This is a genomic window from Leisingera aquimarina DSM 24565 (assembly GCF_000473165.1).
Lineage (GTDB): Bacteria > Pseudomonadota > Alphaproteobacteria > Rhodobacterales > Rhodobacteraceae > Leisingera > Leisingera aquimarina.
Genome location: NZ_KI421504.1, coordinates 3,116,797 through 3,131,498, shown reverse-complemented (window position 1 = coordinate 3,131,498; position 14,702 = coordinate 3,116,797). Strand labels below are relative to the sequence as shown.

The following is a 14,702-nucleotide window of genomic DNA, read 5'->3' as shown; positions in this document are numbered from 1 at the left end:
GGGAGTATTTTTGCAAAGGTGAAGGGGAGTTAGATAGGCAAGTATTGCACGGTATCGCCTGCGCTGCGCGTGCCGTCCTTGGGCGGGCGGACCAGCAGGGCGTTTGCATCAGCCAAAATGGTGAGCAGTGAGCTGTCCTGATTGTCAAAGGCAGTCAGCATGCCGTTTTGCACATTTGCGCGCATGTAGTGCTCGCGCGGGCCATTGGCCGTCAGAGGGGCGGCAAGGGCGGCCATCAGCAGCTGCTCCTGCGCCGGTGCAGGCAGCCCCAGCATGGATCGCACCATCGGGGCCAGAAACACGTGGCCGCAGACCATGGCCGATACTGGGTTGCCGGGCAGGCCAACCATGGCAGCGCCATTCATCCGGCCGGCCATCAGCGGTTTGCCGGGGCGCATCGCTACCTTGTAGAAACTGCGCTCCATCCCAAGGTCCTGCGCCACCTGGCCGACCAGATCGTGATCGCCGACGGAGGCGCCGCCGATGGTGACAACCAGATCAGCGCCCTCGGCCAGTTCAAAGGCTGTGCGCAGGGAGCTTTCGGTGTCACGGGCGATGGGCAGGATGCGGGCCCGTGCGCCAAGGTCTTCGAGCATCGCTTTGAGGCCAAAGGTGTTGGAGGCGATGATCTGGTCCGGTCCGGGCGTGTCGCCGGGCATCACCAGCTCATCGCCGGTGGAGATCAGGGCGACCTGCGGGCGGCGGGTGACCGGTATCGCGGGGATGTTCATTGCCGCCAGCAAGGCGATGTCTGCCGGTGTCAGGCATTTGGGGGCCGTGACGGTCTGGCCATCGGTGAAATCGCCGCCGCGGGGGCGGATGTTGTGGTTGCTGCCGGGGGCATCGGTGATTGTGATAAGGTCTCCGTTGCGGGATATATCCTCTTGGATAACAACGAAATTAGCGCCTTCTGGCACTGGTGCGCCGGTAAAGATGCGCACGGCCTGTCCCGCGCCCACGCGGCCTTGAAACGCGTGGCCTGCGGCGGCTTCGCCGATCACTTTGAACATGGCGTGCAGCTCGACCTCAGCCGCGTTCACAGCGTAACCGTCCATTGCGGAGGCGGAGAACGGCGGCTGGTCGCGGCGTGCTTGCAGGTCAGCTGCCAGCACCCGGCCCGCAGCCTGTGCCAGCGGAACCTGTTCGGTTTCCAGCTGTTGAACAAGCGCCAGAAGATGCGCGCGGGCTTCGCTGACCGGGATCATTTACGCCTCGTACTTGCCTGACTTTCCGCCATCTTTCAGCGTCACGCGGATGCCGCCGATCTGCATCGCCTTGTCCACGGCCTTGGCCATGTCATAGACGGTGAGCGCGGCAGTGGAGACGGCGGTGAGCGCCTCCATTTCAACCCCGGTCTGGCCGGTAGTTTTGACGGTTGCCTCAACCCGCACGCCGGGCAGGTCCGGGTCCAGCGTCAGCTCCACCGCAACCTTGGTCACCGGCAGCGGATGGCAGAGCGGGATCAGGTCGGGCGTCTTCTTTGCGCCCATGATGCCGGCCAGGCGGGCCACGGACAGGACATCACCCTTTTTGGCGCGGCCTTCAGCAATGATATCAAAGGTTTCCTGCGCCATGATGATGTGGCCCTCGGCGGTGGCCACGCGCGAGGTCACTGCCTTGTCCGAGACGTCGACCATATGGGCGGCGCCCTTGGTATCGAAATGGGTGAGGCTCATTGCGGTCCTCCTTTACATCATGCCGGGCATCAAGGGATTGGCGAGCAGCGCACGGGTGGCACCGGCGACATCGTCCTGGCGCATCAGGCTTTCACCGATCAGGAAGGTGCGGGCGCCATAACGGGCCATGTCGCTCAGATCCTCAGGCGTAAACAACCCGCTTTCGCAGACGATGGTGCGGTCGGCTGGCACCATACGCGACAGTTCGCGGGTGGTGTCCAGTGTGGTCTCAAACGTCTTGAGGTTGCGGTTGTTGATGCCCATCAGCGGCGATTTCAGGTTGCAGGCGCGTTCAAGCTCCTCGGCATCATGCACCTCCAAAAGCACGTCCATGCCCCAGTCAAAGGCGCTTTCCTCCAGTTCCTGCGCCTGGGCGTCGGAGACCGAGGCGAGGATGATCAGGATGCAGTCGGCCCCAAGCGCGCGGGCCTCGGCCACCTGATAGGTGTCGTACATGAAATCCTTGCGCAGCGCGGGCAGCGAACAGGCCGCGCGGGCCTGGGTGAGGAAGTCCTTGGCGCCCTGGAAACTGGGGGTGTCGGTCAGAACCGACAGACAGGTGGCGCCGCCGTCTTCATACGCCTTGGCCAGCTCAGCCGGTTCGAAATCCGGGCGGATCAGACCTTTGGAGGGGCTGGCCTTCTTGATCTCGGCAATCAGGCCGTAACCGCTGCGGTTGGCCTGCATCAGGCTGTCTGCAAAGCCGCGCACCGGGGAAGCTTCGCGCGCTTCGGCCTCGACGGCCTCCAGCGGCTTGGCGTCCTTGTCGGCAGCCACTTCTTCCAGTTTGTAGGCCTTGATCTTGTCGAGCACGTTTTCGGTCATACCAGTTCCACTCATGCCTGGGCCTCCGTTCCTGCGTTCCAGTCTATGGCAGTTTCACCGCGGGCGGCGAGCCAATTGTTTACTTGCGAAAAGGGCCGGGACCCGAAAAAGCCGCGCCGCGCCGACAGGGGCGATGGATGGGCGGTCTTTAGGATCAGGTGATCGCCCGGTTTGATATGTTTTTCAAGCTTTTGCGCAGCATTTCCCCACAGAATGCAGGCGGTGGGGGTTTCCGAGGCCAGTTCCAGCACCTGATGCACCAGATGGTGCCAGCCGAGGTGTTTGTGGCCGTTTGCCTCGCCTGCGGGAACTGACAGTGCAGTGTTTAAAAGCAAAACGCCTTGGCGCGCCCAGCCGTGCAGATCCGCGTTTGGGCGGGTGACGCCAAGATCATCCTCCAGCTCCTTGTAAATATTGGATAAAGAGCGGGGCAGGGGGCGGACGTGCGGCTCTGCTGAAAAGGCAAGCCCGTGGGCATGGCCCGGGGTCGGATAGGGATCCTGGCCCAGGATCACAACGCGAGTGTTCTCTGGCTGGGTCAGCTCCAGCGCAGCGAACCGCTGGTGCGCAGGCGGCAGGATGTTCCTGGGATCCTCAGCAATTGCGGCTGAGATCCCGGGCCAGTAGTCAGTAAAAAAAGGCAGGTTGGACCAGGCGCCCAGCCCCGAGTGTAAATCGGTCATGCGGCTGAGGTAATCCGCGCCAGTGCCTCGACCTTGGACTTGGCCGCGCCGCTGTCGATGGACTCGGCAGCACGCGCGACGCCTTCCTTGAGGTCGGCAGCCTTGCCGGCAACCACCAGAGCCGCCGATGCGTTCAAAAGAACCGCGTCGCGGTATGCCGAAGGGGTGCCTTGCAGCAGCACCCGGAAGGCCATCGCGTTTTCCTCCGGCGTGCCGCCGACAATTTTGTCAAAGCCGTGCACCGGCAGGCCCGCGTCCTCAGGGTGGAGTTCGACATCGCGGATGCTGCCATCTTCCTCCAAAGCGGAGACCCAGCTGACACCGGTAATTGTCAGCTCGTCCGTGCCGTCAGAGCCATGCACCAACCATGCATGCTCGGACCCGAGCGCCTTGAGCGTTTCGGCCATCGGGCGGATCATCTCGCGGCTGAAGGCGCCGGTGAGCTGGCGTTTGACACCCGCCGGGTTGGTCAGCGGGCCGAGGATGTTGAAGATAGTGCGGGTGCCAAGTTCGGACCGGGTTGGCATCACGTGGGCCACGGCAGGGTGGTGCATCGGTGCCATCATGAAACCGATACCGGCTTCATTGATCGCCTTTTCAACCACTTGCGGGCCAACCATCACGTTGATGCCCATCTGGGACTGCATGTCCGCAGTACCGGATTTGGAGCTGAGGTTGCGGTTGCCGTGTTTGGCAACCACCACACCTGCGCCTGCCGCCACAAAGGCCGTGGCGGTGGAAATGTTGAGAGTGTTCTTGCCGTCACCGCCAGTGCCGACGATGTCCATGGCACCTGCGGGCGCTTTCACCGGGTTGCATTTGGCACGCATCACGGCGGCGGCTGCCGCGTATTCGTCGACGCTCTCGCCACGGGTGCGCATCGCCATCAGCAATCCGCCGATCTGGCTGGGCGTGGCCTCGCCCTCGAACAGCAGGGTAAAGGCGGTTTCAGCTTCTTCACGGGTCAGGGACCGTTCCGCCGCAGCGCCGATCAACGGTTTCAGGCGGTCGCTCATGCGGGCACCTGCATCACGTCGAGGAAGTTTTTCAGCAGCGCGTGACCATGTTCGGAGGAGATGGATTCCGGGTGGAACTGCACACCGTGGATCGGCAGCTCCTTGTGCTGCAGGCCCATGATGGTGCCGTCTTCCAGCTCAGCCGTGATCTCCAGGCTGTCAGGGAAGCTTTCGCGTTCCACCACCAAGGAGTGGTAGCGGGTTGCGTCAAATGGTGTCGGCAAGCCGTTGAAAACACCGATATCCTTGTGGTGCATTTTGCCCATCTTACCATGCACGATCTCGTGGCAGCGGATCACTTTGCCGCCAAAGGCCTGGCCGATGGTCTGATGGCCAAGGCAAACGCCCAGAAGCGGCGTCTTGGTTTCAGCCGCCGCTTCGGTCAGCGCCAGGCAGATGCCGGCCTGATCCGGGTCGCAGGGGCCGGGCGACAGCAGGATGCCAGAGGGCTTCATTGCCATGGCTTCCTGCACGTTAATGGCGTCGTTGCGGTGCACTTCCATTTCTGCGCCCAGCTCACCCAGATAATGGACGAGGTTGTAGGTAAAGGAATCGTAGTTGTCGATCAGCAGCAGCATCGTAGCGGGCTCTTTTAAGGGTGGCGGGCGAGGTGCGCGCCGCAGTATAGTGGTCGCAACATACATGTTCAGGGATACGGGGCAGCGTCAAGAGCAGGATAAGCGATTGCCGGAGTGAGCAGAAACAGGGTTCGCTCAGGCACGCTGGAACGGCGCGGTACTGAAAAACGGATTGAGAGGCAAAACAGGCATGCGTGGATTTCTGGGCGGCGTGAGTGTCGGGGCATTGCTGGCCGCGGGCGGGCTGGCGATGCTGTCTTTGTCGGTGCCCTTGCCGGATACAGGGGCCGATACGGCAGCGGTGCCTGCGCCTGCCGCGCATGACCCTGGCGATGCGCCGCAGATGCCAAATGGCAGCACTGACGCCGCCGAGGCGCCCGGCAACAGCCAGGGACGTGATGCAGATCTTGTTGAAGCACAGCCGGCCGCACCGGCCGAAACCGATGGAGGCGATGACCTGAACGCGCTTGCCGGGGCGGATACCGCGCCGGCCGGTAAGCCTGAGGTCGGGCAGGCAGCCGCGCTCCTGGCTTCCGGCGGCCCGGAAACACCGGCCGCGCCCGGTTTGACGAAGGGATCAGATACGCCTCTACCGCGGGCCGTTCAGCCGTCCGTGCCGCAGGCCCCGGGCGCTGAGGCCGCCGTTATAGCTGCCACTGAGCCTGCACCGGAACCCGCGCCCGAGGCGTCCGCAGAAGCGCAAGAGGATGCGGCAGCCGCTGTGCAGCCTGAGGTTGAGGAGGAGCCGGCGCCTGCGGAAACGCCTGAAACTTCCGCCGTTCTGGCCCCGGATATCGGCAGTGCGCCGCAGGCAACCACGCTGCCGGTTATCGGTGCGGCGCCGGTTCTTCCAGAGGCTGGCGGCGACAGTGATGAGAGTATCTCTGACAGCGAAACAGTTCAGGAATCTGCTGTTGCAGGGCAAGAGGCTCTGGCGCCAAGCATCGGCACGCCGGTTGTCCCGCTGACCGACCGGGAAAAGCCGCAGGACGCCGGGTTTGCCTCTGCGGGGCTAACGGACCAGCCGCCGTTTACGGCCTATGCGGAACCTTTTGACAATCCGGAAGACCGGCCGCTGATGTCGATTGTACTGATCGACGACGAAGGGGCTGTCGGGGCTGAAGCGCTGGCGGAATTCCCCTATCCGTTGAGTTTTGCCATTGATCCGGAAGACCCGCAGGCTGCGTCTAAGATGGCCGCGCGCAGGGCGGCGGGGTTCGAGGTTCTGATGCTGGCGGATCTGCCGCGATCTGCATCGCCGCAGGACGCGGAGACCGCGCTGGAGGTTTGGCGCAGCAAACTGCCGGAAGCCATGGCGATCCTTGAAGGCATAGAGACCGGGGTGCAAGGCAACCGGCCGCTGGCGGATCAGGTTGCAGCAGCCGCGGCCTCGGCCGGCTACGGGCTGGTGACCCAGAACAGCGGGCTGAACACGGTACAGAAGCTGGCGCTGCGCGATGGCGTGCCGGCAGGAATTGTGTTCCGCGACTTTGACGGCGCCGGGCAGAATCCCCGGGCGATCCGGCGGTTTCTGGATCAGGCAGCGTTCCGGGCCGGACAGGAAGGCGCGGTGATCATGCTGGGACGGTTGCGCCCCGACACGATTTCAGCACTGCTGATCTGGGGCCTGCAGGACCGGGCTGCCCGGATTGCACTGGCGCCGGTCTCGGCCAGTTTGGAAGCAAACCTGCCGGCAAAGTGAAGCGGCGCCCAAGGCGGGCGCCGCGCCTTCGGCGAGGGTATTTTGAACCAGAAAGAAGCCGCAGAGCAGCCCTGCGCTGCAAGTCCTAGCGGTTGCCGTTGCCGGTAAAACGGGCAGCGTCCGCTGCCGCGCGGCGGATGGCGTTGGATTTATGGACAGTCTCCATATATTCAGCTTCCGGATCGCTGTCATAGACCACGCCGCCGCCGGCCTGGATATAGAGGTTCTGATCCTTGACGATGGCAGTGCGCAGCGCGATGCACATATCCATGTCGCCGCCCGCCGAGAAGTAGCCGACACCACCGCCATATACGCCGCGCTTTTCCGGCTCCAGCTCGTCGATGATCTCCATCGCGCGCACCTTGGGAGCGCCCGAGACGGTGCCCGCGGGCATGCCGGCGAAGAAGGCGTCGAGCGCGTCCTTGTCCTCAGCCAATTCGCCGACGACGTTGGAGACGATGTGCATCACGTGGCTGTAGCGCTCGATGATGAATTTTTCAGTCGGGCGCACGGTGCCGATTTTGGCAACCCGGCCGGTGTCGTTGCGGCCCAGATCCAGCAGCATCAGATGCTCGGCCAGCTCTTTCTTGTCGGCCAGCAGATCGGCCTCCAGCGCCTTGTCTTCCTCGGGCGTGGCGCCGCGGGGGCGGGTTCCGGCGATGGGGCGGATAGTAACCTCTTGCCCGAAGACGCGAACCAGGATTTCGGGGGAGGCGCCGACCACCTGAAAGCCGCCGAAGTTGAAGTAGAACATGAAGGGCGACGGGTTGGTGCGGCGCAGGCTGCGGTACAGTGCGAAAGGCGGCTGGCGGAACGCTTGCGTCCAGCGCTGTGCCGGCACCACCTGGAAGATGTCGCCCGCGCGGATGTAGTCCTTGGCCTTCTCCACCGCGGCCATGTAGCCGTCCTTGGTGAAGTTCGACACGGGTGGCGCGACCTCGTCCGCGTCGCCCAGATCGCGGCTTTCGGCGGGCATGGCGCGCTCCAGATCGCGCACCGCGTCCATCACGCGTTCAGCGGCCTGGGCATAGGCGGCCTTGGCGGTCTGGCCGTCGCTGGACCAGACCGGCGACACCACGGTGACCTCGCCCTTGACGCCGTCCAGCACCGCAATCACCGAAGGGCGCAGCATCAGCGCATCGGGCAGGCCAAGCGGGTCCGGGTTCACGTCCGGCAGGTGTTCAACCAGCCGGATCATGTCATAGCCAAGGTATCCGAACAGGCCGGCTGCAGCCTGGGGCAGATCATCAGGCAGGTCGATTTTGCTCTCGGCAATCAGGGCCCGAAGGTTGTCCATCGGGTTGCCGTCCTGCGGAGTGAAATCATCCGCGTCAAACCGCGCCGAGCGGTTCAGGCTGGACTGTTCCCCGTGGCAGCGCCAGACCAGATCCGGTTTCATGCCGATGATCGAATAACGGCCGCGCACCTCGCCGCCGGTGACAGACTCCAGCATGAAGGCGTCCTTTTGGGCGCCGGTCAGCTTGAGCATCAGCGAAACAGGCGTGTCGAGGTCAGCGGCAAGGCGGGTATAGACGACCTGGTTCTCGCCGGCCTCGTAAGCCTTGGAGAACGTGTCGAAATCGGGGGTCAGAGCCATGAGTGCTTGCCTTGATTACTGGAAGTTTGCCTGCGCTGCATTCAGCGCCTGCTGGTCGACACGGGGTTCGGCCCGGGCCTGGACGTCCTGCACATAGGCCTGGAACATTTCCTGTGCCAGCGCCTGGTCCAGCTGCGCCTGCAGAGCCTGAGTGAGAAGGTTCATGTCATCGCTTGCTTCCGGCGGCAGGATGCCGTCGAGGCGGACAGCCACGGCTGACTCCGCGTCCTGCACCAGACGGAAGTTTCCGACTTCCATTTCGAACACCTGAGTGACCAGATCTGCGGGCACTGTGTCGATGTATGCGGTGCGGGTCAGACCGGTCTCGGTTTTGACCTCTGCGCCTTCAGAAAAGCCGGCGCTCTCTGCTTGGGTCAGAAGCGCCTCGCCCTGCTCACGCAGCGCTGTACTCAGGCGGTCGGCCTGCCAGGCGGCGAGGACCTTGTCGCGGGCATCGGCAAAGGGTTCCGGACGCTCGGGCAGAACCTCGTCCAGGCGCAGTGCAAACAGGCTGCCGTCGTCCAGGAAGTCCACAGCCGGGAAGTCCTCGGCGGTGACGGCGGCAGCGGCGGTGCGGAAACCCTCATAAGCCGCGATGCCGTCGCTGGCATTGTCTGTCCAATGGATTTGAACCAGCTCCAGCCCGCTTTCGGTTGCCAGTTCTTCGAGCGTGGCGCCGCCGGCCAGCAGATCGTCGATGTCTTCGGCCTGGGCCTCTACCAACCGGCGGGTGCGGGCGGACGCCAGCTCCTCACGCAGGTCCGGCATTGCCTGTTCAAAGGTCGTGATTTGCGCCTCCAGACGGCCGTTCACACGGTAGAGTGCCGGGCCGAGATCAGAGGGCAGGGGGCCTGCCACATCGCCGACCTGGGCGGCAAACACATCGGTGCCTGCGGCGCCGAGCGCGCCCATGGTCACGTCGCCCATGTCAATGTCCTGCAGGGTCAGGCCGCGGTCATCGACCAGGCTTTCGAAAGTCGCGCCGCCGGTTTCCAGCTGTGCCTTGGCGCTGGCAGCAGCAGCATCATCGGCAAACACCAGACGCTCCACCAGACGGCGCTCGGGTACTTGGTACTGGCTGGAGCGGTCATCGAACAGCTGGCGCAGGGCGGCCTCGTCGATCTCCACTTCATCCAACAGCATAGAGGGGCGCAGGGCGGCGTAGGTGATCACCTTGGTTTCCGGCAGCATGAACTGGTCCTGCGCTGTCTCATAAAAGGCTTGCAGCTCGGCATCCGCAGGAACTTGGGCGGTCAGCGCGATGTCAGCGGCGTTGATCTGCACATAAGAAAAGCTGCGGCGCGCGCCGATGAAACCGGTCAGGGTTTCAGTCAGGATCCCAGGCATTTTAGTGCCGGACAGAACTGCGTTCTGGACGATGGTGCGGGCGGCTTCGCGGCGCAGGTCCTCTTCGAATTCTTTTTCCGACAGGCCTGCGTTGCTGAGGGCAAAACTATAGGCCTCGCGGTCGAAAGCGCCGTTCACGCCTTGGAAGGCATCGATCGAGCCAAGCTCTTCGATCAGGTTTTCGTCACCGATCGACAGGCCCAGGTCCTTGGCTTCGTGATCAAGGGCTGCCAGCGAGATCAAACGGCCAAGGACCACCCGGTCAAGACCAAAGGCACTGAGCTGTGCCATCGAAACGGCCTGGCCGGTTTGCGCCTGCAGGGCACGCTGTTCCCGCTGCAATTCCCGCACATAGGTGCCGATGCTGACTTCTTCGTCACCGACACTGGCGACCGAGGAGGCGGAGCTGGTGAAATTCACCGCGCCAAATCCGGCGAGGCCGACGATCAGCATCCCCATCAGGATCCAGATGAAGGTTTTGGATAGCTGTTTCATGCCTGCGGCCATGATGCCCTCTTTATTGTTCTGCCGTGCAAGGGGTCGCCTTGCGGCGGGAAATGCCGCTGACTGAATACGCGGCTGCCCGCAGAGGGGCAAGATGGTTGCGGATCAAACTGCTGCGTGATCAGGGATTAAAGGCCGCCAGCCGGTCAAACAGCGTCCGGATGCCTGTCCGGTCCACATTGGCAAAGGCAATGCGGAACTGGCGTGCGCCGACGGGATCGTCTGCGGGCATGAACATGGAGCCCGGCAGCATCAGGACGGAAGCCTCCGCCACCAGCCGTTTGGCGATCTCCTCCGACGGCAGGCCGAACGGGTGTTCAACATAGGCAAAGTAGGCGCCGCATCCGAGCAGCTTCCAGCCTTTCTCCGCCAGCACCGGAAACCCGTCTTCAATTGCCGCGCGGCGGTCGAGAATTTCCTGACGTTCCCCCGCCAGCCAGCCCTGCAGGTTTTCAATTCCCCAAAGGGCGCCGGTCTGGCCCAGCTGCGAAGGGCAGATAGTCACTGTGTCCAGAAACTTCTCCATTTCGAACATCTTGTCCGGCGAAGCTGCAACAGCGCCGACCCGGTGGCCGGTCAGCCGGTAGGCCTTGGAGAAAGAATAGAGGTGGATCAGGGTGCTGTCCCAATCCGGTATCTGGAACAGCCCGTGCGGAGCACCTTCGCGGCTGTCGAAGTCGCGGTAGGTTTCGTCCACGATCAGCGCCAGGCCGCGGTTGCGGGCCAGATCAAAGAAGGCCTGCACCAGCCCGGAAGGGTACTCCACACCGCAGGGATTGTTCGGGGTGACCAGCACGATGGCGCGGGTGCGGGGCGTGATCAGCGCAGCAGCAGCGGCCAGGTCCGGCAGCATGCCGTCGCCAACCGGCAGCGGCGCGGCGGTGACGCCGGCCATGTCCAGCCACATCTTGTGATTGAAATACCACGGGACGGGTATGATCACCTCGTCGCCCTCGCCGCACAGCGCAGCAATGGCGGCGGCAAAGGCCTGGTTGCAGCCGGAGGTGATGCCAATCTGTTCCGCTTGCACATCACCCCGGTAATGACCGGAGATCTGAATGGCCAGCGCCTGCCGTAGCGGGTCACTGCCGAGGACGGGTCCGTAGAGATGCGCCTCGGCATCGTTCAGGGCAGCATCCGCAAGTGCCTGGCGCAGACCTTGGGGCGGTGCCTCTGCCGGCGCGGCCTGGCTGACGTTCAGCAGCGGGCGCTCTGGCGGAAATTCAACTCCGGCCACCCAGCGGCGCGATTCGACGATGGGCGAGACAAAGGTGGCTTGGGTGCGGGAAAGGGGCATGAAAGGCTCCGGGCGCCGGAAAAAGGAAGATGGTCAGGCGCAGCGGGTTGCGCTCCGGACTATGTCTGGCACGGCGTTTCCGGCTTCTCAAGCGATTATGCCTGACCGGAGCGGCGGGTGCTTCGGCCGGAGGTGCACAAACGGAAAAAGGCGCGCCTTGCAGCGCGCCCTTCAGGGGAATTCCATTCAAGGCGGATCAGTCCTTGCCGCGGTAAGGCTCCACATATTGCAGCGCCATATCCCAGGGGAAGAAGATCCAGGTATCCTGGCTGACTTCGGTGATGAAGGTGTCCACCATGGGCCGCCCTTTGGGCTTGGCATAGACGGTGGCAAAATGCGCCTTGGGGTACAGCTGGCGCACCAGATCCAGGGTTTTGCCGCTGTCGACCAGATCGTCGATGATCAGGATGCCTTCGCCATCCCCCATCAGATCGGCATCCGGTGCCTTCAGCACTTCGGCTTCGCCTTGGGATTGATGGTGGTAGGACCGCACCGAGATGGTGTCAACGGTGCGGATGTCCAGCTCGCGGCTGACAATCATCGCCGGCGCCATGCCGCCGCGGGTGATCGCCACCACGGCGCGCCAGGCGCCATTGTCAGGGCCTTGCCCGTCCAGCCGCCAGGCCAGGGCACGGCTGTCGCGGTGGATCTGGTCCCAGCTGATGTGAAAGCCTTTTTCGTGCGGCAGACGATCGGTCATGTTACTTGCTCCCCGCGAAGTCGCGTCAGCTTGCAGAAACCCAGGATGCCCCTGGGTTTCTCTCTGTATTCAGTTACTTGGAGATATCCGGCGCATCCACCGCCTTCATGCCCACCACGTGATAGCCGGCATCCACATGCAGGTTCTCTCCGGTCACACCCGAGCTGAGATCGGACAGCAGATAAAGCGCGGATTTGCCGACGTCATCAATGGTCACGTTGCGGCGCAGCGGCGAATTGTATTCGTTCCACTTCATAATGTAGCGGAAATCACCGATGCCGGAGGCGGCCAGGGTCTTGATCGGGCCGGCCGAGATCGCGTTGACGCGGATACCGTCTTTGCCCAGATCCTCGGCCAGGTATTTGACCGACGCTTCCAGCGCTGCCTTGGCCACACCCATCACATTGTAATGCGGCATCACCTGCTCGGCACCGTAATAGGTCAGGGTCAGCAGCGAGCCGCCGTCACTCATCATCTTCTCGGCGCGGTTTGCCACCGCGGTGAACGAGAAGACCGAGATGTCCATGGTCATTTGGAAATTGCTGCGGCTGGTGTCGACATAGCGGCCGCGCAATTCGTTCTTGTCGGAAAAGCCGATGGCGTGGACAACAAAGTCCAGCTTGCCCCATTTGGCTTCCAGCCCGGCAAACAGGGCATCAATCGACGCCTCGTCCGAGACGTCACACGGCAGCACGATATCGCTGCCCAGCTGCGCTGCCAGCGGGTCGACCCGCTTTTTCAGTGCGTCGCCCTGATAAGAAAAGGCAAGCTCGGCGCCGGCATCGGCGCAGGCCTTGGCAATCCCCCAAGCGATGGATTTATCATTGGCCAGGCCCATGATAAGGCCGCGCTTGCCGGCCATCAGGTGATTAGACATGCAGGTTCTCCGCCTGTGATCTGTGAATTACGCGGTGTTTAGTATGCCGCGCGGGCCGCTTCAAGGGTGCACGCCCTTGTCGCGGGGCAGGAAGCTGCATAGGTTGCATCGAAATCCGCAAAGAGGTGCCCGATGACCGACCGTACAGGTATATTTGCAGGTGACGATCCGTTTGCCATCGCCCGGTCCTGGCTGGGAGAGGCGGAACAGGCCGAACCCAACGATCCCAACGCCATTGCCCTGGCCACGGTGGATGAGACCGGATTGCCGAACAGCCGCATGGTTCTGCTCAAGGAAATCGAAGACGGCGCCTTTGTGTTCTATACCAATTACGAGAGCACCAAAGCACAAGAGCTGGATCAGGCCGGCAAGGCTGCCTTTGTGGTGCATTGGAAATCGCTGCGCCGCCAGATCCGGGTGCGCGGCACGATCACACGCGAAGACGGGCCGCAGGCGGATGAATACTACAAGTCCCGCTCGCTCAAGAGCCGGCTGGGGGCCTGGGCCTCGAAGCAATCACAGCCGCTGGACAGCCGCGGCACGCTGATGGCCGAGGTGGCAAAGGTAACAGCCATGAAGGGTCCGAACCCGGACCGCCCGCCGTTTTGGGGCGGCTTCCGCCTGGTGCCGGTTGAAATAGAATTTTGGGCAGATGGCGCATTCCGGCTGCATGACCGGTTTCGCTGGCGCCGCATGAATGCAGCTGCAGAATGGGAAATTCTGCGGCTCAATCCTTGAGTGGAAAAGATAATGGTTTACCTAGGGTCAATAGCAGTTTCGTGACAATTTCAAGTCTTTTTAGCTTGAAATCCAAGGTCAGAATCGCGCATCAGGGCACCATCAAAATAAAAAAAACGCGGTAGGGAAAAGTACGTGGCAGAAGATCTCAGCAGCTTGCAGCAAATTCAGGGGCTGGTGAAGTGGTTTGATCCAGCCAAAGGATACGGATTTGTCGTATCTGACGAGGGCGGCGCGGATATTCTGCTCCATGTGAATGTATTGCGTAATTTCGGCCAAAGCTCTGTCGCGGACGGCGCCCGGATCGAGATTGTCACCCATCAGACCGGCCGCGGTGTTCAAGCAGTTGAAGTGATCTCCATTCAGCCGCCCGAACGTGATGATACCCCGGTGCTGAGCGATTTTGCCGAATTGGATATGACCAGCCTGCAGAACGAACCGCTGGAGCCTGCCCGGGTCAAATGGTTCGACAAGGGCAAAGGGTTCGGCTTTGCCAATGTGTTTGGCCGCGGCGAGGATGTTTTCCTGCATGTCGAAGTGTTGCGGCAGTCCGGGCTGGCGGATCTGCAGCCGGGGGAAGCTTTGGCAATGCGGGTGATCGACGGCAAACGCGGCCGCATGGCGGTTGAAGTGCTGGCCTGGGAGGCTGCAATGCTCCCAGGCGACGAGGACTAAGGTCTTGATGCGGCGCCTGCTTCAGTGGAGTTTGGCCGCCTGCATGACATTTGCCGCCGGGACTGCACTGGCGTCTGAGTGCAAGCTTGCACAGGCCGATCTGCGCGGGAACTGGGGGCAGGCGGGTTTCGCAGTTGAAATTGCCGATACAGAGGCGGAACGCGCCCAAGGGCTGATGTTCCGCAAAGACCTGCCGCGCGGCGCAGGGATGCTGTTTGTCTATGACAGCCCGCAGCCCGTGGCGTTCTGGATGAAGAACACGCTGATCCCGCTTGATATCATTTTCCTGAATGAACACGGTCTGGTGACCTCGGTTCACGAGAACGCCGTGCCTGGCGATCTGACCCCGATTCCGGGCGGTGACGCTGTCTTTGCGGTGCTGGAAATCAACGGCGGGCTTGCCCGCAAGTACGGTATCGCGGCAGGCTCGCAGATGCGCCATGAAATTTTTTCCCGCAGCGGCGCAGTTTGGCCCTGTTAGGGGTTT

At 62.6% G+C, this 14,702-nt stretch carries 15 protein-coding genes; 4 read left to right on the top strand and 11 right to left on the bottom strand.

All coding sequences use genetic code 11. The features are described from left to right. Window positions 1-29: 29 nt before the first annotated feature. Genes AQUI_RS0119600 through AQUI_RS0119575 form a run of 6 tightly spaced genes read right to left on the bottom strand, consistent with a single transcriptional unit; the run spans window position 30 to window position 4,778 of the window. On the bottom strand, window positions 30-1,205 hold the full coding sequence (locus AQUI_RS0119600) for a molybdopterin molybdotransferase MoeA (RefSeq protein WP_027259022.1): 1,176 nt from the start codon (window positions 1,203-1,205) through the stop codon (window positions 30-32). After that, the gene (gene moaC / locus AQUI_RS0119595; protein ID WP_027259021.1) at window positions 1,206-1,676 is read right to left on the bottom strand and encodes a cyclic pyranopterin monophosphate synthase MoaC; all 471 of its coding nucleotides are present in this window, start codon (window positions 1,674-1,676) and stop codon (window positions 1,206-1,208) included. A 12-nt stretch (window positions 1,677-1,688) separates the two neighbouring features. Then, on the bottom strand, window positions 1,689-2,501 hold the full coding sequence (gene trpC, locus AQUI_RS0119590) for an indole-3-glycerol phosphate synthase TrpC (RefSeq protein WP_027259020.1): 813 nt from the start codon (window positions 2,499-2,501) through the stop codon (window positions 1,689-1,691). 11 nt (window positions 2,502-2,512) lie between these two features. After that, on the bottom strand, window positions 2,513-3,184 hold the full coding sequence (locus tag AQUI_RS0119585; RefSeq protein ID WP_027259019.1) for a uracil-DNA glycosylase: 672 nt from the start codon (window positions 3,182-3,184) through the stop codon (window positions 2,513-2,515). Then, complete coding sequence (trpD, locus tag AQUI_RS0119580; RefSeq protein WP_027259018.1) at window positions 3,181-4,200, bottom strand: anthranilate phosphoribosyltransferase; 1,020 nt, start codon at window positions 4,198-4,200, stop codon at window positions 3,181-3,183. The genes AQUI_RS0119585 and trpD overlap by 4 nt, the downstream gene beginning before the upstream one ends. After that, window positions 4,197-4,778, bottom strand: a complete 582-nt coding sequence (locus AQUI_RS0119575) for an anthranilate synthase component II (RefSeq protein WP_027259017.1) — start codon at window positions 4,776-4,778, stop codon at window positions 4,197-4,199. The genes trpD and AQUI_RS0119575 overlap by 4 nt, the downstream gene beginning before the upstream one ends. 190 nt (window positions 4,779-4,968) lie before the next feature. Between AQUI_RS0119575 and AQUI_RS0119570 the strand changes: the two genes are divergently transcribed. After that, window positions 4,969-6,480 (top strand): divergent polysaccharide deacteylase family protein, encoded by a 1,512-nt coding sequence (locus AQUI_RS0119570; RefSeq protein WP_027259016.1) that lies wholly within the window; start codon window positions 4,969-4,971, stop codon window positions 6,478-6,480. Between the two features lie 85 nt (window positions 6,481-6,565). Here AQUI_RS0119570 and trpE read toward each other — a convergent pair whose 3' ends face one another. The 5 genes from trpE to fabI all read right to left on the bottom strand — a co-directional run bounded on the left by trpE (window position 6,566) and on the right by fabI (window position 12,802). Beyond that, window positions 6,566-8,077 (bottom strand): anthranilate synthase component I, encoded by a 1,512-nt coding sequence (gene trpE / locus AQUI_RS0119565; RefSeq protein ID WP_027259015.1) that lies wholly within the window; start codon window positions 8,075-8,077, stop codon window positions 6,566-6,568. 15 nt (window positions 8,078-8,092) lie between these two features. Then, window positions 8,093-9,931: a SurA N-terminal domain-containing protein gene (locus AQUI_RS0119560; RefSeq protein ID WP_027259014.1), complete on the bottom strand. Its 1,839-nt coding sequence runs from the start codon at window positions 9,929-9,931 to the stop codon at window positions 8,093-8,095. 118 nt (window positions 9,932-10,049) lie between these two features. Then, entirely contained in the window at window positions 10,050-11,225 is a 1,176-nt protein-coding gene (locus tag AQUI_RS0119555) for an aminotransferase (RefSeq protein WP_027259013.1), read from the bottom strand. A 196-nt stretch (window positions 11,226-11,421) separates the two neighbouring features. Next, window positions 11,422-11,925: a xanthine phosphoribosyltransferase gene (gene gpt / locus AQUI_RS0119550; RefSeq protein ID WP_027259012.1), complete on the bottom strand. Its 504-nt coding sequence runs from the start codon at window positions 11,923-11,925 to the stop codon at window positions 11,422-11,424. Window positions 11,926-11,998: 73 nt separating this feature from the next. After that, window positions 11,999-12,802 (bottom strand): enoyl-ACP reductase FabI, encoded by an 804-nt coding sequence (gene fabI / locus AQUI_RS0119545; RefSeq protein WP_024090031.1) that lies wholly within the window; start codon window positions 12,800-12,802, stop codon window positions 11,999-12,001. Window positions 12,803-12,934: 132 nt separating this feature from the next. Between fabI and pdxH the strand changes: the two genes are divergently transcribed. From pdxH to AQUI_RS0119530, 3 genes are all read left to right on the top strand, one after another. Then, a complete protein-coding gene (gene pdxH / locus AQUI_RS0119540) occupies window positions 12,935-13,540 on the top strand; it encodes a pyridoxamine 5'-phosphate oxidase (protein ID WP_027259011.1) in 606 nt (201 codons plus the stop codon). Between the two features lie 135 nt (window positions 13,541-13,675). Further along, window positions 13,676-14,215: a cold-shock protein gene (locus AQUI_RS0119535; RefSeq protein ID WP_027259010.1), complete on the top strand. Its 540-nt coding sequence runs from the start codon at window positions 13,676-13,678 to the stop codon at window positions 14,213-14,215. A 7-nt stretch (window positions 14,216-14,222) separates the two neighbouring features. Next, window positions 14,223-14,696, top strand: a complete 474-nt coding sequence (locus AQUI_RS0119530) for a DUF192 domain-containing protein (RefSeq protein ID WP_027259009.1) — start codon at window positions 14,223-14,225, stop codon at window positions 14,694-14,696. The last annotated feature ends 6 nt before the right edge of the window (window positions 14,697-14,702 follow it).

Excerpts from the sequence above, each read along its gene's own strand:
- AQUI_RS0119600 (WP_027259022.1), bottom strand. The coding sequence starts at position 1,205 with ATGATCCCGGTCAGCGAAGCCCGCGCGCATCTTCTGGCGCTTGTTCAA.
- moaC (WP_027259021.1), bottom strand. The coding sequence starts at position 1,676 with ATGAGCCTCACCCATTTCGATACCAAGGGCGCCGCCCATATGGTCGAC.
- trpC (WP_027259020.1), bottom strand. The coding sequence starts at position 2,501 with ATGACCGAAAACGTGCTCGACAAGATCAAGGCCTACAAACTGGAAGAA.
- AQUI_RS0119585 (WP_027259019.1), bottom strand. The coding sequence starts at position 3,184 with ATGACCGATTTACACTCGGGGCTGGGCGCCTGGTCCAACCTGCCTTTT.
- trpD (WP_027259018.1), bottom strand. The coding sequence starts at position 4,200 with ATGAGCGACCGCCTGAAACCGTTGATCGGCGCTGCGGCGGAACGGTCC.
- AQUI_RS0119575 (WP_027259017.1), bottom strand. The coding sequence starts at position 4,778 with ATGCTGCTGCTGATCGACAACTACGATTCCTTTACCTACAACCTCGTC.
- AQUI_RS0119570 (WP_027259016.1), top strand. The coding sequence starts at position 4,969 with ATGCGTGGATTTCTGGGCGGCGTGAGTGTCGGGGCATTGCTGGCCGCG.
- trpE (WP_027259015.1), bottom strand. The coding sequence starts at position 8,077 with ATGGCTCTGACCCCCGATTTCGACACGTTCTCCAAGGCTTACGAGGCC.
- AQUI_RS0119560 (WP_027259014.1), bottom strand. The coding sequence starts at position 9,931 with ATGGCCGCAGGCATGAAACAGCTATCCAAAACCTTCATCTGGATCCTG.
- AQUI_RS0119555 (WP_027259013.1), bottom strand. The coding sequence starts at position 11,225 with ATGCCCCTTTCCCGCACCCAAGCCACCTTTGTCTCGCCCATCGTCGAA.
- gpt (WP_027259012.1), bottom strand. The coding sequence starts at position 11,925 with ATGACCGATCGTCTGCCGCACGAAAAAGGCTTTCACATCAGCTGGGAC.
- fabI (WP_024090031.1), bottom strand. The coding sequence starts at position 12,802 with ATGTCTAATCACCTGATGGCCGGCAAGCGCGGCCTTATCATGGGCCTG.
- pdxH (WP_027259011.1), top strand. The coding sequence starts at position 12,935 with ATGACCGACCGTACAGGTATATTTGCAGGTGACGATCCGTTTGCCATC.
- AQUI_RS0119530 (WP_027259009.1), top strand. The coding sequence starts at position 14,223 with ATGCGGCGCCTGCTTCAGTGGAGTTTGGCCGCCTGCATGACATTTGCC.